This window comes from Methylobacterium sp. Leaf469 (assembly GCF_001424745.1).
Lineage (GTDB): Bacteria > Pseudomonadota > Alphaproteobacteria > Rhizobiales > Beijerinckiaceae > Methylobacterium.
The window spans coordinates 1-26,496 of sequence record NZ_LMRE01000042.1 but is presented as its reverse complement, the minus strand read 5'-3'; the positions used below and the strand labels follow the sequence as shown (position 1 = coordinate 26,496).

Here is a 26,496-nt window from a genome sequence, read left to right as displayed (position 1 = left end):
CCGACCGTGGCGCGCCGCTCCGGCGCCGCCTTGCCCGAAATGATCAAGGATGCCGCGCTCTTTGCCCTGGTGACCCTGGGCCTCGCCATCCCGGTGGTGGCCTACCGCACGGATCTCGGCCAGGGCACCGGCCTCGAACTCACCGGCCGCTGGGGCCTCGTCGCCGGCCTGTGCGCGGCGGTGTTCGTCCTGCGGCTCGCCCAGCGCCTCGTGCTCGGCGAGGTCTCGCGCCGCCGCGATATCCGGACCCTGGCGGAGGCGGAGTCGACGGCCCCCGCCCGCGTCGCACGTCCCGGCCGGATCATCGGGCCCCTCACCCTCGTGGTCGCCCTCACCCTGCCGCTGCTCGCCGCCCTCGGGTCGGGCGGCCTGTCGGAGGGGCGCTACTGGATCGATCTCGGCATCCTCATCCTCACCTACGTGATGCTCGGCTGGGGCCTCAACATCGTGGTGGGCCTCGCCGGCCTCCTCGACCTCGGCTACGTCGCCTTCTACGCCGTCGGTGCCTATTCCTATGCCCTGCTCTCGACGGTGTTCGGCCTGTCGTTCTGGGTCTGCCTGCCGCTGGCCGGACTGTTCGCGGCGGGTTTCGGCGTGCTGCTGGGCTTTCCCGTCCTGCGCCTGCGCGGCGATTACCTCGCCATCGTCACCCTGGCCTTCGGGGAGATCATCCGCCTCGTGCTCATCAACTGGGTCGACTTCTCGGGCGGGTCCGCCGGCCTGTCGTCGATCCCGCGGGCGAGCTTCTTCGGGATTCCGTTCACGGCCGGGGAGGGCGGGTTCGCCAACGTCTTCGGCCTCGCCTTCAACCCGATGCACCGGGTGGTCTTCCTCTATTACCTCATCCTCGTGCTCGCGCTCGTCACCAACCTCGTCACCCTGCGGATGCGCCGGCTGCCGCTCGGCCGCGCCTGGGAGGCGCTCCGCGAGGACGAGATCGCCTGCCGGTCGCTCGGCATCGACACCACCATCACCAAGCTCTCGGCCTTCGCGCTCGGCGCCATGTTCGCCGGGTTCGCCGGCTCGTTCTTCGCCGTGCGGCAGGGCTTCGTCTCGCCGGAAAGCTTCAACTTCCTCGAGAGCGCCATCATCCTCGCCATCGTCGTGCTCGGCGGCATGGGCAGCCAACTCGGGGTGGCCGTCGCCGCCATCGCCATGGTGGGGGCGCCCGAATTGCTGCGCAACCTCGGCTTCCTCAAGGCGGTGTTCGGCGAGGGCTTCGACCCCAACGAGTACCGCCTGCTGCTGTTCGGCCTCGCCATGGTGGCGATGATGGTCTGGCGTCCGCGCGGCCTCATCTCCGAGCGCACGCCCTCCGTGCGCCTGGGAGCGCGCGCCCGATGAGCGACGCCACCGGTCTCACCCGCCTCGCCACCCTGAAGGACGAGCCCCCGGCCGCCGTTCCCGGGGGCCCGGCCGATCCGATCCTCGTGGTCGATCACCTCACCATGCGCTTCGGCGGCCTCACCGCCGTCGGCGACGTCTCGTTCAAGGTCGGGCGCGGCGACATCACCGCCCTCATCGGCCCGAACGGCGCCGGCAAGACCACGGTCTTCAACTGCATCACGGGCTTCTACAAACCCACCGAAGGGATGATCCGGCTGCGTCAGTCGGGCGGCGAGACCCACCTGCTGGAGCGCCTGCCGGGACACGACGTCAATCGCCTCGCCCGCGTCGCCCGCACCTTCCAGAACATCCGCCTGTTCCCGCAGATGACCGTGCTGGAGAACCTGCTGGTCGCCATGCACAAGCCCCTGATGAAGGCCTCCGCCTTCAGCCTGGCGGGCATCCTCGGCCTGCCGAGCTACCGCAGGGCGCAAGAGGAAGCGATCGCGAAGGCCGCTGCCTGGATCGAACGCATCGGCCTCACCCGCCGGGCCGACGAGCCGGCCGGCGACCTGCCCTACGGAGATCAGCGCCGCCTCGAGATCGCCCGGGCCATGTGCACGGACCCGGTCCTGCTCTGCCTCGACGAGCCGGCCGCCGGCCTGAACCCGCGGGAATCGGCGGACCTCAACACTCTGTTGCGCCTCATCCGCGACGAGTTCGGCACTTCGGTGCTCCTCATCGAGCACGACATGTCGGTGGTGATGCAGATCTCCGACCGGATCGTGGTGCTCGATTACGGCATCAAGATCGCCGACGGCACGCCCGACGCGATCCGCAACGACACGCGGGTCATCGCCGCCTATCTCGGCGTCGACGACGAGGAAGTCGCCGCCGTCGAGGCCGAAGTCGGCCTTGCAGGAACCCATGCATGAGCGTCGCCGGCATCAACGTCCTCGTGGACGAGACCCGCGCCCAGGCGGCGGAAGCGAAGGCGCCGCTGCTCAGCGTGCGCGGCGTGTCGGCCTATTACGGCAGCATCCGCGCCCTGAAAGGCGTCGACATCGACGTGAACGAGGGTGAGATCGTCGCCCTCATCGGCGCCAACGGGGCCGGCAAATCCACCCTGATGATGACGATCTTCGGCCAGCCCCAGGCGCGCGAGGGCACCATCACCTTCGCGGGTCAGGACATCACGAAGCTGCCGACCCACGAGATCGCGCGCCTCAACCTCGCCCAGTCGCCGGAGGGCCGGCGCATCTTCTCGCGCATGACGGTCCGCGAGAACCTGCAGATGGGCGCGGCCGTCAACGGCGGAAAGCATTTCGCGGAAGATCTCGAGCGAATGTGCACCCTGTTCCCGCGGCTGAAGGAGCGCATCGACCAGCGCGGCGGCACCATGTCGGGCGGCGAGCAGCAGATGCTCGCCATCGCCCGCGCCCTCATGAGCCGGCCGCGCCTGCTCATGCTCGACGAGCCGTCGCTCGGCCTCGCCCCCCTGGTGGTCAAGCAGATCTTCTCCACCGTGCGCGAACTGAACCGCACGGAGGGTCTGACCGTGTTCATCGTCGAACAGAACGCCTACCATGCGCTCAAGCTGGCGCATCGCGGCTACGTCATGGTCACGGGCACCGTCACCATGAGCGGGACGGGCCAAGCGCTCCTCGACGATCCTCAGGTGAAGGCCGCCTACCTCGAAGGGGGACAGCATTGATGCCGGAGACCTTCGCGCTGACCGGCGCGACATTGGGCATCTTCCTCCTCGTCACCGTGGCGATGGGGGGCTCGGCCGCCTGGATGACCGGGAGTGGCATGGCACGCGGCTGGCGCCCGTTCTGGCACTGCGCCCTCGCGCTCCTGCTGATCGCGGCCGTGACGCGGTTCCTGCATTACGCCCTGTTCGAGGGGACGCTCCTGTCCGCGCCGGCCTACGCCGTCGATGCCGTGTTCGCGCTCGCCGTCGGGGCCTTCGCCTATCGCTTCACCCGCGCGGGTCAGATGACCCGACAATACGCCTGGCTCTACGAGCGCACCGGCCCGTTGAGCTGGCGCGACCGGCCGGCCGCGCCGTGACCTGAATTCCACGCGATCGTGCCGTCACGGGATGCCGGGCGGTACGACGCTTCGAGAGGGGAAACCAGCATGAAGTCAGTGTTGTCAGTGGGCGTCGCTCTGGGCCTGATGGTTACGGCGGCGCATGCGGAGATCAAGATAGGCGTGGTCGTCCCCGTCACCGGGCCGAACGCCGCCTTCGGCGCGCAGATCAAGACCGGGGCGCAACAGGCCATCGCCGACATCAACAAGGCCGGCGGCGTCAACGGCGAGAAGCTCGTGATGACGGTGGGCGACGACGCCTCCGATCCGAAGCAGGGCGTGTCGGTGGCCAACAAGTTCGCCTCCGAGGGCGTGAAGGCCGTGGTCGGCGCGTTCAATTCCGGCGTCTCGATCCCGGTCTCGGACGTGCTCGCCGAATCCGGCATCATCGAGATCAGCCCGGCCTCGACGGCGATCAAGTACACCGAGCGTGGCAATTGGAACACGTTCCGCACCTGCGGCCGCGACGACCAGCAGGGCGCGGTGGCGGGCGCCTACCTCGCGGACAAGTTCAAGGGCAAGAAGATCGCGTTCGTGCACGACAAGACGCCCTACGGCCGGGGCCTCGCCGACGAGACCCTGAAGGCGTTGAAGGCCAAGGGCGGCACCAACGTGATCTTCGAGGGCATCAACCCCGGCGAGAAGGACTTCTCGTCCCTCGTGTCGAAGCTCAAGCAGGCGGGCATCGACGTGATCTATTTCGGCGGCCTCTACACCGAGGCCGGCCTGCTGATCCGCCAGATGCGCGACCAGGGCCTCGCCGCCCCGCTCATGGGCGGCGACGGCATCGCCGACCGCGAGTTCGCGCAGGTCGGCGGCCCCGGCTCCGACGGCACCCTGATGACGTTCTCGCCCGACGCTCGCAAGAACCCGAAATCCAAGGCGACCGTGGACGCCTTCAAGGCGATCAACTTCGATCCCGAGGGCTACACCCTCTACTCCTACGCCGCCGTCCAGATCCTGAAGCAGGCCATGGAGATCGCGAAATCCTCCGACGGCCAGAAGGTCGCGGCCGTCCTGCACCAGGGCAAGCCGTTCGACACGGTGATCGGCGACATCGCCTACGACAAGAAGGGCGACATCACCCGGCCGGACTACGTCATGTACGTCTGGAAGAAGGGCGCCGACGGTTCCATCAACTACGCCGGCAACGAAGTGGCCCAATAAGGTCCCGCGGCGCCGGCCCCCGGGCCGGCGCCGGCATCGAGGAACAGATCATGGGAACGCCGAGGGACCTCAAGGTCCAGATGGCGGCCGAGACCCGGGCGCGCGAACGGGCACAGGCCCTGGCCAAGCTGGAGACGACCCGGGCCGACAGGGCGGAGGCCGCCCTGGCCGAAGCTCTGGCCGAGCGCGACGCCTGGCGTGCCCGGGCCTTGGCCGCACGGACGTCCGACGACGCCCGAATCACCGACGTGCGATCGTTAGCCGAACAGCCCCCGTCCGACTGAAGACCGCATCCGCCGGGATCGACCTCCCGGGAGACGATCACGCCCGACCGACCGCGAATCACCTGGGAGCGCGATCGCAGAACCCGCGCCGTGCATGGCCGGGGCGGGTGAAAAGGCCTGTCTCCGCGTGAGAAAATGCACCGAAGGGCCGTTTATCGATTTCTTGAACGCTCCGGTGTCTGGCGAGCGGCGCTCCCGCATGGCATAGTGCGCGGATGAGCGAGACAACCATCAACACCCATCCCTACACCCTCGAGATCGTGCCGCCGAAGGCGGAAGGCGCGCCTTACCAGTGGGCCATTCGCAAGAACGGCAAGCTGGTGCAGCGGTCCGACCGCAGCCTGCCCACCGAGGCCAAGGCCTACGGCAACGGCATGGAGCAGATCGAGAAGCTCCTTTCGGGAGCCGGCGACCGGTAGGTCCAACCGACCGACATCGCCACCCACCTCCTTCGACGCCGCGGACCCCAGGGTCTGCGGCGTTTTTCATGAGATCATCGATGGCTCGGCAGGGTGGGTGGCAGAACACAGCCGCACGCAGCCCGGCTCCGCGTCACGGCGGAACCCCGGAGGGGCCATTTCGGGCGGCCCGGCCGGGCAGGCGAGCATGAGGATGGCGGGGTGTGTCAGTCTCGGCACTCGGCGCCCCCAGGCACTTGGCCCGAGACACCCGGCATGGACGAAGGATTGGCTCCCCGAGCAGGACTCGAACCTGCGACAAAGCGATTAACAGTCGCTTGCTCTACCAACTGAGCTATCGGGGATCACCGCCACGGCTCCGCGCGAACCCGATGGGATGCGCAAGAGAGCGGCATGACCACCTGGATCGCGCCAAGGATTGCGCCGACCCAGGATGAAACGAAGGTCCGGAGGACCATGATCCTAACCTTGCACCACGAAGGCACAGCGCAAGATCGAGAGAAGAATTTGGCTCCCCGAGCAGGACTCGAACCTGCGACAAAGCGATTAACAGTCGCTTGCTCTACCAACTGAGCTATCGGGGACCGCGATCGGGTCTCTACACAGGGCCGCCGCCGGACGCAAGGCCCCGGGGACCGGCGTTTGACAAATCCGTCGCATTTCCCGAGCGCCACCCGCCTCGGCCGGACCGGATCGCGAGCGCCGGCTTGGAAGGGCCGGATTCACCACATCGCCCCCCCCGCGCGACTTCTCATAGGTGGACCGGGGAAACATGGGTGGACCGGGGAAACATGGATTGGCCGGCGAAACACCGTTGCCGATCGGCCCACCCCTCTGCTAGAGACCGCTCACCCCGGACGGACCGCCCGGCCGGGGGCGCCGCCCCGCTCGTTCGGGGCAGAGCGGGAAGGCCTCGTGGCGGAGTGGTTACGCAGAGGACTGCAAATCCTTGCACCCCGGTTCGATTCCGGGCGAGGCCTCCAAATCCTTCCCATTTCCCATCCCTTTCCGTCGCTGTCCCCGATATTCTCGCACGGGGACCGGCGAACGCGCGCCGGCGTGCCGGAACCTTGCGTTTTCAACGCCCATCCCCGACAACCCGCGGGCTTCGCGCGTCACCGAACGGCCTCCCACGAGAGGGGGTCCGGACCGGACGCCGGAACCGCCGTCGAAGGAAGAGACCGCATTCATGCTCGATTACGCGCAGGCGCGACGCCTCATGGTCGATTGTCAGTTGCGGACCTTCGACGTGAACAGCGTCCCCGTCCTCGACGCGTTCGAGGACGTGGCGCGCGAGCGGTTCGTCCCGCCCGGACGCGAGGACTTCGCCTATATCGACCAGACCCTGACCCTCGACGGCGGCGGTGGCGATGTTCGCGCGATGCCGGCCCCGATGCTGCTCGCCCGGATGATTCAGGCCCTGGACCTCAAGGCAGGCGCCAAGGCGCTCGATGTCGGCACTGGCTACGGCTACGCGGCCGCAATCCTGCACCACCTCGGTGCCGAGGTGGTCGCCCTCGAATCCTCCGCCACCCTGGCGGCCGGTGCGCGTGAGCGCCTCGGCGGTCTCGCGGGTACCGAGCTCGTCGAAGCCCCGCTGGAGGCCGGTGCTCCGGCGAGCGGGCCGTATGACGGGATCCTCGTCAACGGTCGCGTCGAGGTGCGGCCGCAGGCGCTCCTGGAACAGCTGAAGGAGGGCGGACGCCTCGTCTGCGTCATCGGGCAACCGCGCGCCGCCAAGGCGACGCTGTTCGTCCGGACCGGCGACGCCTATGGCGCCCGCCCGCTCTTCGACGCGACGCTTCCGGTGCTCGGTCCCTTCGCGGCCGCGAACGACTTCGCCTTCTAGGACGCGTCGCGCCGCCTTCCTTCCGGGGCGACCACGCCCCGTCGACGACCGGCCGGTGTCGCTTTTTTGTGGCACTGCCGTCCATTCAACACCCGGCCAGTCCCCACCCCGATGCCCGCGACGCCAAGTTCGGCTAGACTTGCCCATGGGCGGGCAACCCGGATTGCGCGAATGCGCGGCGCCGCAGGATAGCGGCCGACCGGTTCATCGTGAAACCGCAAGGGCTGATGAACGTGAGAGAACGGAAACCAGCGATGCGCCATGGGCTTCGATGCGCTGGCATCGTCGCAGTGACGCTGGCGGTAGGGCATCCGGCCAAGGCCGAGACGCTGGAGAGCGCGCTGTCGCGCGCCTATGCGGCGAACCCGACCCTGAACTCGAACCGCGCCGCCTTGCGTGGCGTCGACGAGAACGTCGCGCAGGCGAAATCCGGCTATCGCCCGACGGTGAGCGGATCGGCCGATATCGGTCTCGCTCGGACCGAGGGACGGGTCCAGACACTGGACATCAACAACGTGACACGGCCGGGCGGCGCATCCCTGACCGTCAACCAGACGCTGTTCAACGGATTTCAGACGGACAACCAGACCCGCCGGGCGGAATCGAACGTGCTCAGCACGCGCGAAACCCTGCGCGCCGTCGAGATGAACACCCTGTTCAGCGCGGCGCAGGCCTACATGTTCGTGCTCAGCGACACGGCGAACCTCGAACTTCGCCGCAACAACGTCGAGGTCCTGGAAGAGCAGCTGCGCCAGACCCGCGACCGCTTCAACGTCGGCGAGGTCACCCGCACCGACGTCGCCCAGGCCGAGGCGCGCCTCGCCGGCGCCCGCTCCGAAGTCAGCGGCGCCGAGGCGACCCTGCGCGCCAGCATCGGCACCTACCGCCGCTTCATCGGTGTCGAGCCGCGCCAGCTCGCCCCCGGCCGCCCCCTCGACCGCTACGTCCCGGCCAATCTCGACGCCGCCGTGACGATCGGCCTGAAAGAGCACCCCCAGATCCTGGCATCGATGCATGCGGTCGACGTGGCCGAGGCCAGCGTCAAGGTGCTCGAAGGCCAGCTCTACCCCACGGCGGGCCTGTCCGGCACGGTCCAGCAGCGCTTCGACAGCCAGTTCCCCGGCGACCGCAGCCTCAACGCCCAGATCGTCGGCCGCATCTCCGTGCCGCTCTACGAGGGTGGCCTGACCTATTCGCAGATCCGCCAGGCCAAGGAGCTCGTGGGCCAGCGCCGGATCGAGGTCGAGGACGTCCGCGACCAGATCCGCTCGGCCATCGTCACCTCCTGGGGCCGGCTCGAAGCCTCCAAGGCCCAGGTCATCGCCTCGCAGGCGCAGGTGCAGGCCAACGAGGTCGCCCTCAATGGCGTACGCGAGGAAGCCCGCGTCGGTCAGCGCACGACTCTCGACGTGCTGAACGCGCAGCAGGAACTGCTCAACTCCCGCGTCAACCTCATCCTGGCCCAGCGCGACCGGGTGGTGAACTCCTACGGCGTGGTCCAGACCATCGGCCGCCTCACCGTGCGCTTCACCGCCCTCCCTGTGGCGGCCTATAGCCCCAAGGAGCATTTCGACCAGGTCAAGGATCTATGGTTCGGCGTCCGCACCCCCGATGGGCGCTGATCGGGCGTCCGGTCTTAGGGGATCCGGCGCTGCACCGATGCAGTCCGGTTTAACCTAGATTGGTTAACCGACCGTTGCTCGGGCCGTCGCGTGGGTCTCCCGCGGGGGCGTGCGCTTCGGAAGGGGCGGCGCCGGGCGATCCCGGGGGTCGCCCTCCGGCCACACGGGCCAAGGGAATCGCGGCGGCGGACTTTATCCCGTACCCCGTTCCGCCGGGCGCTTGTGTCGGGATGGGAGCGTGAAATAGTGGCGGATAGCGTGAACCGTTATCCTTGAGAGCCGAGCGTCGTCCGGATGAGTGCAGCCAGCCCCAAGGTGCCGGACAAGGCGCAGGAACCCTCGATGGAGGAGATCCTCGCCTCCATCCGCCGGATCATCGCCGACGACCAGAACGCCAAGGCCGAGGTGGTGGAGCCCGTGCGCGCCGCTCCGCCGCTCCCTGAGAACGACGACATCCTTGACCTCGCCGAGGTGGCGCAGCCCGTCCGCAAGGCCCCGGCGCCCGCGACCTTCGAGGAGCCCGATATCGGGTTCACCAACGAAACCCTCGATTTCGACGCGATCTCGTTCGACGACGATCCCGAGCCGGAGCCCGAACCGGTTCGCATGGCCGCCCCGGAGCCGCCGCGTCCGGCGCCGCAGCCGGCCTACGAAGCGCCCCGCACGGAGTATCGCGAGCCGCAGCCGGCGTATCGCGAGCCCGAGGCGGCCGAGCGCCTGACCTCGTCGGTGACCGATGCCAGCGTCGGCCAAGCGTTCCACATGCTGGCCAATACGGTACTGTCCAACAATCCCCGCACCCTGGAAGACCTCGTGCAGGACATGCTCCGGCCGATGCTGAAGGGCTGGCTCGACGAGAACCTGCCGCCCCTGGTCGAGCGCCTCGTGCGGGCCGAGATCGAGCGCGTCGCACGCGGGCGTTGAGGGATCGCGGGCGGGGAATATCCGCCCTCGTGTTGACGCGGCGGGCCTGACGGGTTGAAAGCGGGCCAACCCGCATAGACCCGCAATGCTCGAACTGGCCCGACCCCGCCCATGATGGACAAGACCTTCGACCCCGCCGCCGTCGAGGCGCGCGTCAGTGCCGCCTGGGAGGCGGGCGACGCGTTCAAGGCCGGACGGCCCGACCGGGCGGACGCCCGGCCCTTCACCATCGTGATCCCGCCGCCGAACGTCACCGGCAGCCTTCACATGGGCCACGCCCTCAACAACACCCTGCAGGACATCCTGGCCCGGTTCGAGCGCATGCGCGGCCGCGACGTCCTGTGGCAGCCCGGCACCGACCACGCCGGCATCGCCACCCAGATGGTGGTGGAGCGCCGCTTGGCCGAAGCTAAGGAGCCGGGCCGGCGCGAGATCGGCCGCGCCGCCTTCGTCGAGAAGGTCTGGGCCTGGAAGGCGGAATCCGGCGGAGCCATCGTCAATCAGCTGAAGCGGCTCGGCGCCTCCTGCGACTGGTCGCGCGAGCGCTTCACCATGGGGCTGAACGGCGCCCCCGACGACCAGATGGTCCGGGCGGTCACCAAGACCTTCGTGGATCTCCACGCCCAGGGCCTGATCTACCGCGACAAGCGCCTCGTGAACTGGGACCCGAAGTTCCAGACGGCGATCTCGGACCTCGAAGTGCTTCAGGTCGAGGTGAAGGGCCATCTCTGGCACTTCGACTACCCCCTGGTGGATGCGGACGGCGCCGAGACCGGCGAGGTCATCACGGTGGCGACCACCCGCCCCGAGACCATGCTGGGCGACACGGCGGTGGCGGTCCACCCGGACGACGAGCGCTACACCCACCTCGTCGGGAAGTTCGTGCGCCTGCCGCTCGTGGGGCGCCTCATCCCCATCGTCGCCGACACCTATTCCGACCCAGAGAAGGGCACGGGCGCGGTCAAGATCACCCCGGCCCACGACTTCAACGACTTCGAGGTCGGCCGCCGCGCCGGCTGCACGCCCATCAACATCCTCGACGCGGAAGCCCGGATCAGCCTCGAGGGCAACGCCGCCTTCCTGGCCGGTGCGACTCCGGATCCCGAGGCCCTCGCCCTGCACGGTCTCGACCGGTTCGCGGCGCGCAAGCAGGTCGTCGCCCTCATGGAGGCGCGCGAGCGGCTGCGCCTCGTCGAGCCCAACACCCACGCCGTGCCCCATGGCGACCGCTCCAACGTGGTCATCGAGCCCTACCTCACGGACCAGTGGTACGTGAACGTGAAGCCGCTCGCCGAACGCGCCCTCCAGGCCGTGCGCGACGGCCAGACCCGGTTCGTGCCCGACAACTACGAGAAGACGTTCTTCCAGTGGCTGGAGAACATCGAGCCGTGGTGCATCTCGCGCCAGCTGTGGTGGGGGCACCAGATTCCGGTCTGGTACGACGAGGAGGGCGGATTCTTCGTCGCCGCGAGCGAGGCCGAGGCGCAAGCTCAGGCCGATGCGAAGCACGGCCGGCCGGTCGCCTTGACCCGCGACGAGGACGTCCTCGACACGTGGTTCTCCTCGGCCCTGTGGCCGTTCTCGACGCTCGGCTGGCCCGACGCCACGCCCGAACTCGCGCGCCACTACCCCACCGACACCCTGGTGACGGGCAAGGACATCATCTTCTTCTGGGTCGCCCGGATGATGATGCTGGGCTTGCACGTCACCGACCGGGTGCCGTTCTCCACGGTCTACCTCCACACCCTGGTCCGCGACGCTGCCGGCGCCAAGATGTCGAAGTCGAAGGGCAACGTCGTCGATCCCCTCGGTCTCATCGAGCTCTACGGCGCCGATGCCCTGCGCTTCACCCTCGCGGCCATGGCGGCGCAGGGGCGCGACATCAAGCTCGCGGTGAACCGCGTCGAGGGCTATCGCAACTTCGCGACCAAACTCTGGAACGCCTCGCGCTTCGCCGAGATCAACGGCTGCACCCTGCGCGCCGATTACCGCCCCGAAACCGCCACCGATCCCCTGAACCGCTGGGCGCTCGGCGAGGCGGCCCGGGCCGTGGCCGAGGTCACGACGGCGCTGGACGCCTACCGCTTCAACGACGCGGCGGCGGCGGCCTACCGCTTCGTGTGGAACATCTTCTGCGATTGGTACGTGGAGTTGGCGAAGCCCGTGTTGCAGGGCGAAAACGTCGATGCGGGCGTGCGGGCGGAGACGCAAGGAACCGTCGCCTTCCTCATCGATCAGATCGCCAAGCTGCTTCACCCGTTCATGCCGTTCCTCACGGAGGAATTGTGGGGGATCAAGGGTGAGGACGTCCCGGACCGGGGGCTCCTCGCCCTGGCATCCTGGCCCGATCTCGCCGCCCTGAACGACGCCGCGTCCGAGACCGAGGTCGGCTGGCTCGTGGACCTCGTCTCCGAGATCCGTTCGGCCCGCTCGGAGACCGGCGTGCCGGCGGGCGCGCAGATCCCCCTCGTGGTGATCGGCGCCGACGACGCCCTGAGGGCCCGCGCCACCCGCTGGAGCGACACCCTCCTGCGCCTCGCCCGCCTGTCCGAGATCGGTTTCGCGGATGCGGCCCCGCGCAATGCGGTGCAGCTCCTCGTGCGCGGCTCCGTGGCGGCCCTGCCCCTCGAGGGCATCGTCGATCTCGGGGCCGAGGTCGCGCGGCTCACGAAGGAAGCCGCCAAGGCCGCGACGGAGATCGAGAAGATCGACGCCAAGCTCGCCAACGCCGATTTCATGGCCCGCGCGCCCGACGAGATCGTGGACGAGCAGCACGAGCGCCGCGCCGCCCAGGCCTCCCGCCTGGAGAAGATCACCGAGGCCCTGACCCGGCTCACCGACCAGACCCCGTGACCCGACGCAGGCTGGCTTTCGGGTTCGCCGGCCTGCTCATGCTCCTCGGGCTCGCGGTGGTTCTCACGGCGAGCCCCGGCGACCCGGTGCTCTATCCTGCGACGGGAAGCGACACCCGGACCCTCTATCTCGTCAATCACGGCTGGCATTCCGGCCTCGTGATCCCACGCGAGGCCCTGACGGGGGAGGGCGCCGGCCCGGCCCTGCGGGCCATCGCCCTGCGATTCCAGGCCTATCCGGACCTCGAATTCGGTTGGGGCGAGGCCCGCTTCTACCGCACGACGCCGACGCTCGCCGAGTTCGACGCCCGCCTCGCCCTGGAGGCCCTGTTCACCCCCGGCGGTCGCGCCGGCGTGGTGCAGGTGGTCGGCCTTGAGCGGACCGCGCGGGCGAGCTTTCCGCTCTCCGACCTCGTGGCCGTGCGGGTCTCCGGCGCCGGACTGGCGCGGCTCCTCGCGCGCCTCGACGCGAGTTTTCGCCTCGTCGACGGGCATCCCGTCGCCGGCGGCCCGGGACTCTACGGGCCGAGCCTGTTCTACGAGGGGGAGGGGCGCTTCTCCTACGCCAATGTCTGCAACCATTGGGCCGCCCGGCTCCTCAATGCGGCGGGCGTGCCGGTGACGCTCCTGCTCGACACCCACCCGCAGGGGCTTCTCCTCGACCTGCGCTGGCGCGCCGGACTGATACCCGAGCCGAACCTGTCCAAACCGTAATGTCGCCGCCACGGCGGGGTCACCCGGCCGGCCCTACACCCTGGATCACGGCCCGCCGCTCCCCACGGGGAATGTGTGGCGGCGTCCCCCGATCCGGAGATCTCTGATGCCCGTCCAGCCGAACCGCCTGCGCCGCAACGCCCTCGCCTCCGTCGCCGTGGCCGCCCTCTTGGCGACGGGCGCCGTCGGCGTCGTCACCCAGCCCGTGACCCCGGTCCAGGCCCAGGCCCTGTCGAAGAACCCCATCGAGACGCCGGACCACCCGCCGGGCTCCTTCGCCACCGTCGTCGACAAGGTGAAGCCCGGCGTCGTCGCCGTGAAGGTGAAGCTCGACGACAGCGCGACCTCGGACGACGAGGACGGCCCGGGCAACCAGGGCCAGCAGAACGTGCCGCCGCAGCTGCGCGAGTTCTTCAAGCGCTTCGGCCAGGGCGGTCCCGGCGGGCAGGGTGGGCAGGGCGGCCCCGGCTTCGGCGGCCAGGGTCCCAAGCGCCAGGGTCAGCGCGGCGCCATGGGCTCGGGCTTCATCATCTCGGCCGACGGCTACGTGGTCACCAACAACCACGTGGTCGACAAGGCCAAGAGCGTGCAGGTGACCCTCGACGACAACCGCACCCTCGACGCCAAGGTGATCGGCAAGGACCCGAAGACCGATCTGGCGCTCCTCAAGATCACCGAGGGCGGCCCCTTTCCGTACGTCTCGCTCAGCAAGTCGGCGCCGCGCGTTGGTGACTGGGTGGTGGCCATCGGCAATCCGTTCGGCCTCGGCGGGACCGTGACCGCCGGCATCGTCTCGGCCCGCGGCCGCGACATCGGCGCCGGGCCGTACGACGACTTCCTGCAGATCGACGCCCCCATCAACAAGGGCAATTCGGGCGGCCCGACCTTCAACGTCGGTGGCGAAGTGGTGGGCGTGAACACCGCCATCGCGTCGCCCTCCGGCGGCAGCGTCGGCCTTGCCTTCGCGATTCCCGCCGAGACCGTGCAGGCGGTGGTCGATCAGCTCCGGGCCGACGGCAAGGTGGCGCGCGGCTACCTCGGCGTGCAGGTCCAGCCGGTGACGAAGGACATCGCCGACGGCCTCGGCCTCGACAAGGCCAAGGGCGCACTGGTCGACCATGCCGAGGCCGGAACCCCCGCCGCAAAGGCGGGTCTCAAGTCCGGCGACGTCATCGAATCGGTCAACGGCACCCCGGTCAACGACGCCAAGGAACTGTCCCGCCGCATCGCCGGCTTGAAGCCCGGCGCCAAGGTCGAACTCGCCTACCTCCGAGGCGGCAAGTCCGACACCGCCACGGTGGAACTCGGGGCGCTTCCGAACGACCCGAAATCGGCCACGGGCGGCGGTCGCGGTGGATCGTCGTCGGACGGTCAGCCCCGCCTCGGTCTCAGCCTCGCCCCGGCCTCCGAGGTCGGCGCCGGCGACGAGGGCGTGGCGGTGATGGAGGTCGATCCCGAAGGCCCGGCCGCGGCCAAGGGCATCGAGCAGGGCGACATCATCCTCGATGTCGCCGGTGCCAGCGTCTCCCGGCCCTCCGAGGTCGCCGAGCGCATCCGCTCCGCCGAATCGAGCGGCCGCAAGGCGGTGCTCATGCGGGTGAAGAGTTCCAAGGGCACCACCCGCTTCGTCGCCGTCGCCCTCAACAAGGCCGGCTGATCCGCTCCGGGCGGCCGACCGGCCGCCCCTCCCTCACGCCTCCCTCCTCGACTCGAAGCCGGCCCCGCGTGGCCGGCTTCCTTTTGTCCGGAGCGCAGGGCAGGGCGTCGAGGAACGCGTTCCCGCCAGGGTGACGCGCGCCCCGCGAGCGGTCATGGTGCATCGCGTTTGATTGCAGCACCCCAACCATCCGGAACCGACCCATGACCACCATCGCCGATCGGAATCCTGCCGATCTCGCGGACCTGCACGCCCGCGCCCGCGACGCCTACGCGGCGTTCAAGGCCCGGGGACTGAAGCTCGACATGACCCGGGGCAAGCCCTCGCCCGAGCAGCTCGACCTCGCCGCCGGCATGCTCGGCCTCGCCGGCAACGGCGACTACGTCACGCAAGCCGGCGAGGATGCGCGCAATTACGGCGGCCAACAGGGCATCGCCGAGGTCCGTGCCCTGTTCACCCACCTCCTCGACGCACCGGCCGATGGGATCGTGGTCGGCGACAATTCGAGCCTCGCGATGATGCACGACAGCATCGCCTGGGCCCTGCTCACGGGCGTGCCCGGGTCCGTGAAGCCCTGGTCGAAGGAGAGCGACATCGCCTTCCTGTGTCCGGTGCCGGGCTACGACCGGCACTTCGCCCTGTGCGAGGCCTACGGCATCCGCATGATCCCCGTGCCGATGACGGGCCACGGCCCCGACATGGACGTGGTCGAGGCCGCCGTCGCCGACCCCGCCGTGCGTGGCATGTGGTGCGTGCCGAAATACTCCAATCCCTCGGGCGAGACCTATTCCGACGAGACCGTCCGGCGCCTCGCCGCCATGAAGACCGCCGCCCCCGATTTCCGCCTGTTCTGGGACAACGCCTACGCGGTCCACCACCTGACCCCCGAGCGCGTGGCCGTCGCCGACATCCTCAGCCTGTGCGCCGAGGCCGGGAACCCGGACCGCGCCTTCGTCTTCGCCTCGACCTCGAAGATCACCCTGGCCGGCGCCGGCCTCGCCTTCTTCGCGGGCTCGCCCGAGAACGTGCGCTGGTACCTCGCCCGCGCGTCGAAGCGCACCATCGGGCCGGACAAGCTCAACCAGCTCCGCCACGTCCGCTTCCTGCGCGACGCGGCCGGTCTCGACGCCCACATGGACGCGCACCGCGCCCTGCTGGCGCCGAAATTCGCCGCCGTGGAGGAAGCCCTGTCCCGCCACCTCGCCGGCACGGGCGCGGCCCGGTGGACGAAGCCGGAGGGCGGCTACTTCATCACCGTCGAGGCGCGCGACGGCACCGCCACCGAGGTGGTGCGTCTGGCCAAGGAAGCCGGCCTCGCCCTGACCCCGGCCGGCGCGACCTCGCCCTACGGCCGCGATCCGCGCGACAGCGTCCTGCGCCTCGCGCCCTCCTATCCGAGCCTGAAGGACGTCACCGCCGCCGCCGAAGGCATCGCCGTGTGCATCCTTCTTGCATCGGTCGAGGCGGAGCGCCGGGTGCGTGAACGCGACGCCGCGTAGGCTGCCCGACGCGATCTGGAAACCGACGCGCCCCGGGGCGCGTCGGAGACAGGGAGGCGGCGATGGGCGGGATCGCGACACGGACCCTCGGCCTCGCCATCGCCTTGTGGGCGGCGGCCGGCGCGGCCCAGGCCCGGACCTCGTGGGCGTCCGGCACCGCCGTCTATGCCGATCTGTGCCTGACGGCGGACCACGAGCCCGTCGGCCACCGGGTGACCCTGCGCCGCTCGCCGATGGGGGATACGCTGATCTACGAGGCCGCCCTGGCGGGCCCCGTCCAGGCGGGGACCGTCCGGGTCGACGCCGCCTCCAAGGCCCTGGCCTTCACGGTGGATTCGGACGGGCACACGCTTCGCTTCACGGGGACGCTCACGGTGGAGGCCCTCACGGGCGTGCTGGAGGATGACACCGGCACGCGCCCGGTCCGCCTGTCGCGCATCCTGCGCGCGCACCCCGACGCCGCCTGCCCGGACGAACGGACGGGGTCGCTCGAGGTGGGGCGTTAAGCGTTCGTTTCCCCGCCGTAGACGGTCAGGCAGCTCTCATCGTACAGATGGTCGATGATTGTATGGGATGAGCCGAAGCGCTTGGCGAATCTCGTCAAACACGATCTGGACTTCGCGGATTTCGAGGCCGGTTTTAATTTCGCGACCGCCTTGGAAGTTCCGGCCAAATCCAGCCAGACCGGTCGCCCGCGGAGTGAGCTGATCGGATCGTTCAACGGCCGCATCGTCGTCGCTGCGATCGTATCCCCACTCGGCACGGAGGCCTTGACCCTCATCAGTCTTCGGCCGGCGAGTGCATTGGAAAGGATGTTGTATGGCCGCCACTAAGATCGCGTCCGATTACGTCCCCAATCCGGGCTATTCCCAGGCCGATTGGAACGCGGTCACCGACAACCCGGAATGGACCGCGGACGATTTCCGAACTGCACGTCCGTTCGCCGAGGCGTTCCCGACGCTGGGCGAAAAGCTCCGCCAATCACGTGGTTCCGAAAAGGAGCGCGTCAAGGTTCCGGTGACGATCCGGCTCGATGCCGCCATCATCGACGCGTTCAAGGCGACGGGCGAGGGCTGGCAGACTCGGATGAACGACGTTCTGCGGGACGCCGCCGCCAAACTTGGTCCCGTGGAGACGAAGGGGTGAGCACCTCGCGCAAGCCAACTCGCGCGGTCCATGCCCTTTGGATGACGAGCGGTCTGCTCGTTGCTCTCGTCGGTGGCACGGCCCACGCCGCGGACGCCTGCGACGCCCTCACGGCCAAGGTCATCCGCGCCACGGGCGCGTCCCTCGCCGGGCGCGCCGGGTCCGGCGCGGTGTTCCGAGCGGCCGATGCCGAGCGGATGAGCCTCGCCTGTCGGACGCCGCGCCGGATGGTGTTCGGATCCCAGGCGCGCGAACCCGAACGGCCTTTCTTCGTGCTCGTCGGACGCGCGGCCGAGGCGCTCGCGGGGGCGAAGGCCGAGGCCGTCGAGGTCCTGGCCCTGACGCTCCACCAGGATTCGCTGCTGACGGGCCTGCCGCGCGAGGGCATCGTCGGCAAGGCGGCCTTGCGCTGCGAGACCGGGCCGCGCGACGACACCCTGTCCGGCAGCCTCACGGTCTGCATCGTGACGCCGGCCGCCCCCCTGCGCCGCCGGGCCGGCCTTTTCGCGGAGCGCCGGCCGGGCTAGACCGCTCCCATGTTCGAGATTGCCCCCAATACCGCCGGTTCCGTCGTCCAGGCCGGCCGCGTCGCCTTCGCCAACCACCTGCCCTTCGCCCTCATCGCCGGCCCCTGCCAACTCGAGAGCCGCGACCACGCCGTGGAGATCGCCGATGCCCTCAAGGGCATGACGGACACGCTCGGCATCGGCCTCGTGTTCAAGGCCTCGTTCGACAAGGCCAACCGCACCTCCGGCGGCACTGCCCGGGGCCTCGGCCTCGCGGGCGCACTGCCGATCTTCGCCGAGATCAAGGAGCGGTTCGGCCTGCCGGTCCTCACGGATGTGCACGAGGCCGGGCAGTGCGCTGTCGCGGCGCAGGTGATCGACGTGCTCCAGATCCCGGCCTTCCTGTGCCGGCAGACCGACCTGCTCCTCGCCGCCGCCGCGACGGGCCGGGTGGTCAACGTGAAGAAGGGCCAGTTCCTCGCCCCCTGGGATATGGCCCACGTCGCCGCCAAGGTGACGGGTGCCGGCAACCCCAACGTCCTGGTGACCGAGCGCGGCGCCTCCTTCGGCTACAACACCCTCGTGTCCGACATGCGCAGCCTGCCGATCATGGCGCGCGTCACCCACGGCGCCCCCGTGGTGTTCGATGCCACCCATTCGGTGCAGCAGCCGGGCGGGCAGGGCGCCACCTCAGGCGGTCAGCGGGAATTCGTATCGGTGCTTGCCCGGGCGGCCGTGGCCGTCGGTGTCGCCGGCCTCTTCATCGAGACGCATCCCGACCCCGATCACGCCCCGTCGGACGGTCCCAACATGGTGGCGTTGAAGGACATGCCCGCACTCCTGGCCGAATTGCAGGCATTCGACCGCCTCGCCAAGGCGATCGACAAATCCCCGCGCGGGTGAATCCCAATCTTCGGGCTTTCGCCGCGAATGGCCGATCGGGGAACCCTCCCGCTTCGAGACCGTTGCTATTCTCAAGAGATGCAACGTTTCGAGGAACCTTCATGCGTAAGCTTGCGATGATCACGGCCGTCACCCTGTCCCTCGGCGCCATGGCGGCAACGACGGCGGCCGAGGCACGCCCGGGCGGTCATGGCTACGGCTACGGTCGGGGCGGCTACAATCACGGTGGGTACGGCCATCGCGGTCATGCCTATCGGGGCGGCGGTCGCCGGGGCATCGGTACGGGCGCGGCTGTCGGCCTGGGGATCGCCGGACTCGCGGCGGGTGCCATCGCGGCCGGTGCAGCCCGCGATTCCTACTATCGCGGCGGCTACGACCGTCCGGCCTACGGCTACGGTGCCCCCGCCTACGGTTACGGCTACTGAGGCACCTTTCACGGGTGCGAACGACGGGGCGGTTGGCGCGAGCCGGCCGCCTTTCGCATGCACGGCGAGGGCAGACCACGCAACAGGGGGACGGCCCCGTTCGACCATCGGCGACGATTGCCAAACACACGCCTAGATTGCATGAGGTGACCGCGCGAACGGGCGCGGAGACGATTTCGAATGCCGATCCTCATCGCTCTGGCAGGGGCCCTCGTGACCGGCCTGATCTACTGGGTCAGGTACGGGAACGGCATGCAACACATCGATCACGCCGTACGGGACTGGCGGACCGCCCGGCGCCGACGGGCGAGCGAGCGCCAGATCCGTTCGGCGCCGCTGCGATCCCTGCTTAATCCCGCCGATGCGGCCGGCGTGTTGATGGCGCTGGTGGCCCGACAGCGCGGCGTCCGGACGCCCGAGCAGGAGAGCGAGATCCTGACCCAAATGCGCGACGTGACCGACCCGAGCGACGATCTGGCAACCCGTATGGTGGTGATCCGCCATGCGGCCGATCAGGCGGCACCCGATCCCGATCTGGCGATCCGGTCCCTCGCGCCGCTCCTGCGCGACCGGCTGACCCAGGGCGAGCGGGATGACCTGTGCCGGATGTTGACGGCGGTGGCCACGGTCCATCAGGGCCCGACGGAGTCGCAGAGCAGGTTCGTCGAGCAGGTTCGGCGCGCGATCTACGAAGACCGCTAGGACCGCCGAGGGGCGTGCAGGCCCGGTGCGCCTCAGCGTGCCCGGTAGGGCGGCACACCCTGTTCGGGCAGCCAGACCGACTTCAGCGGCTCACCGCTCTGCCAGAACACGTCGATGGGAATGCCGCCGCGCGGATACCAGTAGCCGCCGATGCGCAGGTAGCGCGGGGCCAGCAGTTCCGTCAGGGTCAAGCCGATGCCGACGGTGCAATCCTCGTGGAAGGCCCCATGGTTGCGGAAAGCCGTGAGGTACAGCTTGAGCGACTTCGATTCGACCAGCCACTGACCCGGCACGTAGTCGATCACCAAGATGGCGAAATCCGGCTGGCCCGTGACGGGGCAGAGCGACGTGAATTCCGGAACCGTGAAGCGGGCGAGGTAATCCGTACCCGGATGCGGATTCGGCACCCGATCGAGACGGGCCTCCTCGGGGGAGCCGGGAAGGGGCGTGGCCTGCCCCAATTGGAGCGTTTCGGGGTTCAGGGGCGCGTGCGTCATGCCCCTCGCTATAACGTGCGATGCAGGGGCGCGCATCTGTCGGTTCGTCGCTGTCGCGTGGAGCACAGGGCGACGACAAGATTTTCTTGAGGGGCGGGCGAACATTCTTGGGAGCCTTCCCACCCTCCGCAGGGGCCGGACGCTTGCCCGATGCGTGACGTTGGCGGATAAGCCTCGACTGAATCGCGATCTCGACCCGATGCCCCGGTCGGCAGGGATTGAGGACCGGGCCTCGTGTCGGGCTCGCCCCAGGGATCGCAACGACGCAAGAAGGCTCCTGCATGACCGCGATCACCAACATCGCCGCCCGCGAGATCCTCGACAGCCGGGGCAACCCGACCATCGAGGTCGACGTCCTCCTCGAGGATGGCTCCTTCGGCCGGGCGGCCGTGCCCTCGGGTGCCTCCACGGGCGCCCACGAGGCCGTGGAGCTGCGTGACGGCGACAAGGGTCGATTCGGCGGCAAAGGCGTGCGCAAGGCGGTCAACGCCGTGCAGTCCGACATCCTCGACGCCATCGGGGGCATGGACGCCGAGGACCAGATCGCCATCGACGAGGCGATGATCGAACTCGACGGCACGCCGAACAAGGCGCGGCTGGGTGCCAACGCCATCCTGGGCGTCTCCCTCGCCGTCGCCAAGGCGGCGGCCGAAACCGCCGGCCTGCCGCTCTACCGCTACATCGGCGGAACGCAGGGCCGGGTGTTGCCGGTGCCGATGATGAACATCATCAACGGCGGCGCGCATGCCGACAATCCCATCGATTTCCAGGAATTCATGATCATGCCGGTGGGCGCGTCCTCGCTCGCCGAGGCCGTGCGCATGGGTGCCGAGGTGTTCCACACCCTGAAGGGCGCCCTCAAGAAGGCCGGCCACAACACCAATGTGGGCGACGAGGGCGGTTTCGCCCCGAACCTGCCTTCGGCCGAGGCCGCCCTCGACTTCGTCATGCAATCGATCCAGGCCGCCGGCTTCAAGCCCGGCACCGACATGGTGCTGGCCCTCGACTGCGCCGCCACCGAGTTCTTCAAGGACGGCGCCTACCGCTACGAGGGCGAGGGCCAGACCCGGGACATCGAGGCGCAGGTGAGCTACCTCGCCAAGCTCGTCGACAGCTACCCGATTCTGTCCATCGAGGACGGCATGTCTGAGGACGACTGGGCGGGCTGGAAGCTGCTGACCGAGCGCGTCGGCGACCGCTGCCAGCTCGTCGGCGACGACCTGTTCGTCACCAACGTGACCCGCCTGTCGCGCGGCATCGTCGAGGGGACGGCGAACTCGATCCTGGTGAAGGTGAACCAGATCGGCACGCTCACCGAGACCTTGGCCGCCGTCGATATGGCCCAGCGCGCCGGCTACACCGCGGTGATGTCCCACCGCTCCGGCGAGACCGAGGATTCGACCATCGCGGACCTCGCCGTCGCGACGAATTGCGGGCAGATCAAGACCGGTTCGTTGGCCCGCTCCGACCGGTTGGCGAAGTACAACCAGCTCATCCGCATCGAGGAGGGCCTCGGCTCGCAGGCCCGCTATGCCGGCCGCGAGGCCCTGAAGATCCGCTCCGCGCACTGAGCCCTACGTTCATCGAACACCCGGCGGCCGCGGCATCTGTCGCGGCCGCTTTTTCGTGCGTACCGCCCTATCTCACGGGGATGGACACGACCTCCGACGCCCCGCTCACCGTCTATTACGACGGCGCCTGCCCCCTCTGTGCGGCCGAGATCCGAACCTATCGCCGGTGCCGGGGTGCCGATGCCCTCGCCTGGGTGGATGTGAGCCGGGATGGTCCGGCCGATCTCGGCGGCCTCAGCCGCGCCGACGCCCGAGCCCGCTTCCATGTGCGCGACCGCGACGGACGCCTCGCCTCGGGGGCCGCGGGCTTCTTCACCCTGTGGGCGCATCTGCCCGGATGGCATCGCCTCGCCTGGATACGCCACGTCCCGGGCGTGCCGTGGCTTGCCGAGGTCGCCTACCGCCTGTTCCTCCCCCTGCGGCCCCGGATCGCCCGCATCCTCGGGGGCCGGACACCCTGCGACGGGGCGTGCGGACCGCGCTCCCCGTGAGCTCGGGGGAGATCGCCGGGACAGCCCCGGGGCAAGCGAAAGAGGTGGCTGACCGGGCGGCGTCTTGATATGCGGGCGCCGAGATCGGCCCGGATCGTAGCTCGGGCGAACGAGGCGAGGGCGGCATGCACACCGACGCGGTCCAGGCACGATTGACCACCCTGTTTCGCGAGGTGTTCGGCGATCCCGCCCTGATCATCCATCCCGAAACCACCGCGAACGACATCGAGGGCTGGGATTCGGGACGCATGATCGAGCTCATCGTCGCGGCGGAGGCGGAATTCGGCATCCGCTTCACCACGCGCGAGGTCGACGGCATGGCGCGGGTGGCGGATTTCATCGCCATCATCGCGGCGAAGACGGCGGACCGGCCCTGAGCCTCCCCCTCGCCTGGCTCCCCGAACCGAAGGATTGGGCGGGCGCGACCGCGCGTGCCCGATCCTGGGACGCGTTCGTCGCCCTGGCCAACACACGCCTCGACCCGATGCGGACGAACGGCCTCGACCGGATGGTGCGCAAGGCGTTTCCGGCGGGACCGCCCGGCGATCTGGCGACGCGTCCGCTGCGCCTCGCCGTGCTGTCCTCGTCCACGGTCTCGCACCTCCTGCCGGCGATCCGCATCGGCGGCCTGCGCCGGGGCCTGTGGGTGGAGACCTACGAGGCGCCCTTCGGTGCCTACGCGCAGGATCTGGCCGATCCCGCCTCCGGCCTGCACGCGTTCGGACCGGACGCGATCCTGTTCGCCCTCGATACCCCGCACCTCACCGGCGGTCTGAACCCCGCGGCCGGCCCGGAGGAGGCGCAGGCGGCCCAGGCGCAAGCCCTTCGCCGCCTGCGCGAGACCTGGCGCCGCGCGCGAGACGGCTTCCGCTGCCCGGTGATCCAGCAGACGCTTCTTCCCGTGGCACTGCCCCTCATGGGCTCCAACGAGCATCGCCTACCCGGCTCGCGCCGCCACGCCGTGACGCGCCTCAACGCCGGCATCCGCGCGGCGGCGGAGTCCGACGGCGTCGACATCCTCGCCCTCGACGAGGCGGCGGCCCAGGACGGACTCGCCGCCTGGCACGATCCGGTCTGGTGGCTGCGCGCCAAGCAGGCGATCGCACCGTCCGCGGCCCCCCTCTACGGCGACCACGTCGCCCGGCTGCTCGCAGCGGGGCAGGGCCTCTCGAAAAAGTGCCTCGTGCTCGACCTCGACAACACCCTGTGGGGCGGCGTGGTGGGCGACGACGGCACCGCCGGTCTCGTCCTGGGGCAGGGCAGCGCGGAGGGCGAGGCCTATCTCGGCCTCCAGGCGTATGCGCACGATCTCGCCGCGCGCGGGGTGATCCTTGCCGTCGTCTCGAAGAACGACGCGGCCAACGCCCTCGACGTGTTCGAGAATCATCCCGAGATGCTGCTGCGCCGGGGCGACATCGCCGCCTTCCTGGCGAACTGGGACGACAAGGCCACGAACCTGCGCCGGGTCGCCGAGACCCTCGGCATCGGCCTCGACGCCCTCGTCTTCGTCGACGACAATCCGTTCGAGCGCGAATGGGTGCGGGCCGAGCTGCCCATGGTGGCCGTGCCCGAACTGCCCGAGGACCCCGCCCTCTACGCCGGCCGCCTCGCCGAAGCGGGCTATTTCGAAGCCCTCCGCGTCACCGACGAGGACCGGGCGCGCGGGGCCCATTACGCCGCCAACGCCGCGCGGGTGGCGGCCGTCTCGGAAGGGGGCGACCTCGCCGCCTACCTCGCCGGCCTCGGCATGCGCCTGGTCTGGCGGCGGTTCGACCCCGTCGGGTTGCCGCGCATCGTCCAGTTGATCAACAAGACCAACCAGTTCAACCTCACCACCCGGCGCACCACAGAGGACGAGATCCGTGCCCTGATCGCCGATCCGCACGCCCTCGGCCTGCAGTTCCGGCTCGTCGACCGCCTCGGCGACAACGGCATGATCGGCGTGGTGGTGGCGCGGGAGACCGAGCCGGAAACCCATGCCATCGAGACCTGGCTGATGAGCTGCCGGGTCCTCGGCCGAGGGGTGGAGGCGGCGGTTCTGAGGGTTCTGGCGGAGGTCGTCGCTGAGGCGGGCGGCCGCCACCTCGTCGGCCGCTACCGGCCGAGCCCGAAGAACGGCATGGTGCGCGGCCATTACCCCGGGCTCGGGTTCACGCCCCTCGCCGCGGAGGCCGACGGCAGCGAGACCTTCCGCCTGGCGCTCGCCGATTACAGGCCGGGGCCGAGCCCCATCGTCATCGCCCACGGCTGAGGCGCCGGGCCGGGGAGGGGGGCCGCTTCGAGTCGCCGCCCGGCCGACCACAGGCGGTCGCCCACCGGCCCGACGACGACGAGCCCCATCATCAGATCGCGATAGCTGTCGGGCATGCGTGCCGCGACCCAGACCCGCTGCCAGCATTCCCGCAAGTCGAGGTCGGCATCGCGCCAGCCGAGGCGAAAATGCCCGATGGCCGCCCCGACCCGCTCGCCGCGAAAGCTCGCTGGAACCCAGACCCAGGCGGAAAAGACGTGGACCGCGTTCGGATCGAGGCGGTCCGTGCGTTGGCGCGCACCGAACACGCAGACGCCGTCCGTGGGCGTTCCGAGCACGTGCGCGACGGCCCGGCCCGACGCACCGGTCAGGAGATTCGGCAGGACCGGAGCGGGAGCCGCGAGGCCCCGCGCCCGAACGAGGCGGTCTGCATCGGTCATGAGATCGAACCAGGATTCGAGGTCGATCTCGTAGGCGGTCTCGTACGGTGCGAAGCGCCGGACATGTCCGGCCAGCCAGCCGTCGCGCGCCTCCGCCCGTCCTGACGGGTCCCCCGGCTGCGCCGCACGCACGTTGAGAAGAGGCGCGGGTCCGTGGCGCCGGATCGCCCGGGCCAGGGCATCGGCCTGCCCATCGGTATCGCCCTTGCGCACCAAGATCTTCTCGCCGCACGCGAGATCCTCCAAGAGACGGCGCTTGAGATAGGCGATCTTGCCGATCTCGCGCCGATGGATCGTCTCCGGAGCGGTGGTTTCGATGAAATCGGACGTGTTGTAGGCGAACCCGTAGCGCCGGCTGCGGACATAGAGCCGCCCCGTAAAGCTCGCCAGGATCTCGAGATCGTCGGCCGCGCCATAGTGCCGGAAATCAGTCTCGAGGGCGTCGATCAGCGCCGCGTGTTCGACGGACGAGAATCGAAACAGGCCCAGGGGTTCGACGCCGCAATAGCGTTGCACCAACCCGAATTCGCAATTGTCGCCGAGGCTCTCGAAACGCGTCGCCAGAGCCCCGATGGCACGGCCGGCGGGAGGAGCGATGCGGCGCCAGGGGAGGGCGAACCTCATCGGGCTCGCCCCTGTCGGGGCTGCGCAGTGTCTCGGTGCGTCATGCCACGACGCATACCGCGCGCGCCGACCGCATCTCAAGTCGCTCGGAACGGCAGGATCCTGGGCCGAATGCGGACGGAGGGAGCGTCGGAACTGGCGTTCCAGATCGCGTCAGGGGGCCGTGTGAGGCGGGATGACGCTTTCGTCGCGAAAATTTCGTTTCCCCGTCATTTGGCCGTTGACGGTTGGGCTGTGGGCCCGTAGAAGCCTGTTCATCGGCGGCGGCCAGCGGGACTTAGGTCTTGGCGGCGGCGCCGGTTCTCTTGGAGGCGTTATCGGATGGATGATCCGGCTTTGGCTGGATGGTCCACTGTTTTTGTCTTTGGGGTGGTGTTTTGTGTTGGTTGGGTGGTCTGGCTTGCTGGATTGCTTGGGTTGACAGGGGCACGACGGGGCTCTAGACGCTCCGGACCGCTGGGAAGGCCGACGATGGTTTGGTCGGTACCACGGTTTCTCCAGTCTGTGGTCGGTACCACGGTTTCTCCAGTCTG

Annotated in this window: 27 protein-coding genes and 3 tRNA genes; 26 read left to right on the top strand and 4 right to left on the bottom strand. The window is 69.4% G+C overall.

Features of this window, described 5'->3' with window-relative positions:
- Positions 1–39 precede the first annotated feature (39 nt).
- The 7 genes from livM (at position 40) to ASG60_RS16970 (ending at position 5,290) form a co-directional block, all read left to right on the top strand.
- Positions 40–1,344 carry a high-affinity branched-chain amino acid ABC transporter permease LivM gene (gene livM / locus ASG60_RS17000; protein ID WP_056170908.1) on the top strand — a complete coding sequence of 435 codons (1,305 nt, stop codon included), beginning with the start codon at positions 40–42 and terminating at the stop codon, positions 1,342–1,344.
- Positions 1,341–2,261, top strand: coding sequence for an ABC transporter ATP-binding protein (locus ASG60_RS16995; protein ID WP_082515252.1), 921 nt, complete (start codon positions 1,341–1,343; stop codon positions 2,259–2,261). Before livM ends, ASG60_RS16995 begins: the two co-directional genes overlap by 4 nt.
- The gene (locus ASG60_RS16990; protein ID WP_056170852.1) at positions 2,258–3,040 is read left to right on the top strand and encodes an ABC transporter ATP-binding protein; all 783 of its coding nucleotides are present in this window, start codon (positions 2,258–2,260) and stop codon (positions 3,038–3,040) included. Before ASG60_RS16995 ends, ASG60_RS16990 begins: the two co-directional genes overlap by 4 nt.
- Complete coding sequence (locus ASG60_RS16985; RefSeq protein ID WP_056261316.1) at positions 3,040–3,399, top strand: DUF6867 family protein; 360 nt, start codon at positions 3,040–3,042, stop codon at positions 3,397–3,399. The genes ASG60_RS16990 and ASG60_RS16985 overlap by 1 nt, the downstream gene beginning before the upstream one ends.
- Before the next feature lie 69 nt (positions 3,400–3,468).
- Positions 3,469–4,587 (top strand): branched-chain amino acid ABC transporter substrate-binding protein, encoded by a 1,119-nt coding sequence (locus ASG60_RS16980; RefSeq protein WP_156398947.1) that lies wholly within the window; start codon positions 3,469–3,471, stop codon positions 4,585–4,587.
- 50 nt (positions 4,588–4,637) lie between these two features.
- Complete coding sequence (locus tag ASG60_RS16975; RefSeq protein WP_056386794.1) at positions 4,638–4,871, top strand: hypothetical protein; 234 nt, start codon at positions 4,638–4,640, stop codon at positions 4,869–4,871.
- A 215-nt stretch (positions 4,872–5,086) separates the two neighbouring features.
- The gene (locus ASG60_RS16970; protein WP_056095218.1) at positions 5,087–5,290 is read left to right on the top strand and encodes a hypothetical protein; all 204 of its coding nucleotides are present in this window, start codon (positions 5,087–5,089) and stop codon (positions 5,288–5,290) included.
- A gap of 268 nt (positions 5,291–5,558) precedes the next feature.
- On the opposite strand, the gene ASG60_RS16965 is transcribed toward ASG60_RS16970, so the two are convergent.
- Together ASG60_RS16965 and ASG60_RS16960 are read right to left on the bottom strand one after the other, a co-directional pair.
- Positions 5,559–5,634, bottom strand: a tRNA-Asn gene (locus ASG60_RS16965).
- Between the two features lie 164 nt (positions 5,635–5,798).
- Positions 5,799–5,874, bottom strand: a tRNA-Asn gene (locus ASG60_RS16960).
- Positions 5,875–6,199: 325 nt separating this feature from the next.
- Between ASG60_RS16960 and ASG60_RS16955 the strand changes: the two genes are divergently transcribed.
- The 15 genes from ASG60_RS16955 to ASG60_RS16885 all read left to right on the top strand — a co-directional run bounded on the left by ASG60_RS16955 (position 6,200) and on the right by ASG60_RS16885 (position 20,089).
- Positions 6,200–6,273, top strand: a tRNA-Cys gene (locus tag ASG60_RS16955).
- Positions 6,274–6,479: 206 nt separating this feature from the next.
- Positions 6,480–7,139, top strand: coding sequence for a protein-L-isoaspartate O-methyltransferase (locus ASG60_RS16950; RefSeq protein ID WP_056170857.1), 660 nt, complete (start codon positions 6,480–6,482; stop codon positions 7,137–7,139).
- Positions 7,140–7,366: 227 nt separating this feature from the next.
- The gene (locus tag ASG60_RS16945) at positions 7,367–8,761 is read left to right on the top strand and encodes a TolC family outer membrane protein (protein WP_056170859.1); all 1,395 of its coding nucleotides are present in this window, start codon (positions 7,367–7,369) and stop codon (positions 8,759–8,761) included.
- A gap of 294 nt (positions 8,762–9,055) precedes the next feature.
- Positions 9,056–9,685 (top strand): DUF2497 domain-containing protein, encoded by a 630-nt coding sequence (locus tag ASG60_RS16940; protein WP_200918852.1) that lies wholly within the window; start codon positions 9,056–9,058, stop codon positions 9,683–9,685.
- A gap of 111 nt (positions 9,686–9,796) precedes the next feature.
- Positions 9,797–12,538, top strand: coding sequence for a valine--tRNA ligase (locus tag ASG60_RS16935; protein ID WP_056386793.1), 2,742 nt, complete (start codon positions 9,797–9,799; stop codon positions 12,536–12,538).
- 38 nt (positions 12,539–12,576) lie between these two features.
- Positions 12,577–13,251 (top strand): DUF2459 domain-containing protein, encoded by a 675-nt coding sequence (locus ASG60_RS16930; RefSeq protein ID WP_056386989.1) that lies wholly within the window; start codon positions 12,577–12,579, stop codon positions 13,249–13,251.
- A gap of 106 nt (positions 13,252–13,357) precedes the next feature.
- Positions 13,358–14,908, top strand: a complete 1,551-nt coding sequence (locus ASG60_RS16925) for a Do family serine endopeptidase (RefSeq protein ID WP_056386791.1) — start codon at positions 13,358–13,360, stop codon at positions 14,906–14,908.
- Positions 14,909–15,111: 203 nt separating this feature from the next.
- Entirely contained in the window at positions 15,112–16,407 is a 1,296-nt protein-coding gene (locus tag ASG60_RS16920; RefSeq protein ID WP_056305234.1) for an aminotransferase class I/II-fold pyridoxal phosphate-dependent enzyme, read from the top strand.
- Positions 16,408–16,469: 62 nt separating this feature from the next.
- On the top strand, positions 16,470–16,913 hold the full coding sequence (locus tag ASG60_RS16915) for a hypothetical protein (protein ID WP_056386789.1): 444 nt from the start codon (positions 16,470–16,472) through the stop codon (positions 16,911–16,913).
- A 54-nt stretch (positions 16,914–16,967) separates the two neighbouring features.
- Positions 16,968–17,240: a BrnT family toxin gene (locus tag ASG60_RS16910; protein ID WP_056361277.1), complete on the top strand. Its 273-nt coding sequence runs from the start codon at positions 16,968–16,970 to the stop codon at positions 17,238–17,240.
- Complete coding sequence (locus ASG60_RS16905; protein ID WP_056170876.1) at positions 17,227–17,553, top strand: BrnA antitoxin family protein; 327 nt, start codon at positions 17,227–17,229, stop codon at positions 17,551–17,553. Before ASG60_RS16910 ends, ASG60_RS16905 begins: the two co-directional genes overlap by 14 nt.
- A gap of 41 nt (positions 17,554–17,594) precedes the next feature.
- Complete coding sequence (locus tag ASG60_RS16900) at positions 17,595–18,080, top strand: hypothetical protein (protein WP_056386987.1); 486 nt, start codon at positions 17,595–17,597, stop codon at positions 18,078–18,080.
- A 9-nt stretch (positions 18,081–18,089) separates the two neighbouring features.
- On the top strand, positions 18,090–18,962 hold the full coding sequence (kdsA, locus tag ASG60_RS16895; RefSeq protein ID WP_056261297.1) for a 3-deoxy-8-phosphooctulonate synthase: 873 nt from the start codon (positions 18,090–18,092) through the stop codon (positions 18,960–18,962).
- Positions 18,963–19,063: 101 nt separating this feature from the next.
- On the top strand, positions 19,064–19,387 hold the full coding sequence (locus tag ASG60_RS16890; RefSeq protein ID WP_056170882.1) for a hypothetical protein: 324 nt from the start codon (positions 19,064–19,066) through the stop codon (positions 19,385–19,387).
- Between the two features lie 213 nt (positions 19,388–19,600).
- On the top strand, positions 19,601–20,089 hold the full coding sequence (locus ASG60_RS16885; RefSeq protein WP_244476707.1) for a hypothetical protein: 489 nt from the start codon (positions 19,601–19,603) through the stop codon (positions 20,087–20,089).
- Between the two features lie 32 nt (positions 20,090–20,121).
- On the opposite strand, the gene queF is transcribed toward ASG60_RS16885, so the two are convergent.
- Complete coding sequence (gene queF / locus ASG60_RS16880; protein ID WP_056170890.1) at positions 20,122–20,586, bottom strand: preQ(1) synthase; 465 nt, start codon at positions 20,584–20,586, stop codon at positions 20,122–20,124.
- Positions 20,587–20,867: 281 nt separating this feature from the next.
- On the opposite strand from queF, the gene eno reads away from it, so the two are divergent.
- From eno to ASG60_RS16860, 4 genes are all read left to right on the top strand, one after another.
- Positions 20,868–22,157 (top strand): phosphopyruvate hydratase, encoded by a 1,290-nt coding sequence (gene eno / locus ASG60_RS16875; RefSeq protein ID WP_056261289.1) that lies wholly within the window; start codon positions 20,868–20,870, stop codon positions 22,155–22,157.
- Between the two features lie 80 nt (positions 22,158–22,237).
- Positions 22,238–22,648 (top strand): DUF393 domain-containing protein, encoded by a 411-nt coding sequence (locus ASG60_RS16870; RefSeq protein WP_056170896.1) that lies wholly within the window; start codon positions 22,238–22,240, stop codon positions 22,646–22,648.
- A 125-nt stretch (positions 22,649–22,773) separates the two neighbouring features.
- Positions 22,774–23,025 carry an acyl carrier protein gene (locus ASG60_RS16865; protein WP_056386788.1) on the top strand — a complete coding sequence of 84 codons (252 nt, stop codon included), beginning with the start codon at positions 22,774–22,776 and terminating at the stop codon, positions 23,023–23,025.
- A 107-nt stretch (positions 23,026–23,132) separates the two neighbouring features.
- The gene (locus tag ASG60_RS16860) at positions 23,133–24,899 is read left to right on the top strand and encodes an HAD-IIIC family phosphatase (protein ID WP_082531809.1); all 1,767 of its coding nucleotides are present in this window, start codon (positions 23,133–23,135) and stop codon (positions 24,897–24,899) included.
- On the opposite strand, the gene ASG60_RS16855 is transcribed toward ASG60_RS16860, so the two are convergent.
- Entirely contained in the window at positions 24,857–25,963 is a 1,107-nt protein-coding gene (locus ASG60_RS16855) for a hypothetical protein (protein ID WP_056386786.1), read from the bottom strand. The genes ASG60_RS16860 and ASG60_RS16855 overlap by 43 nt on opposite strands.
- Between the last annotated feature and the right edge of the window lie 533 nt (positions 25,964–26,496).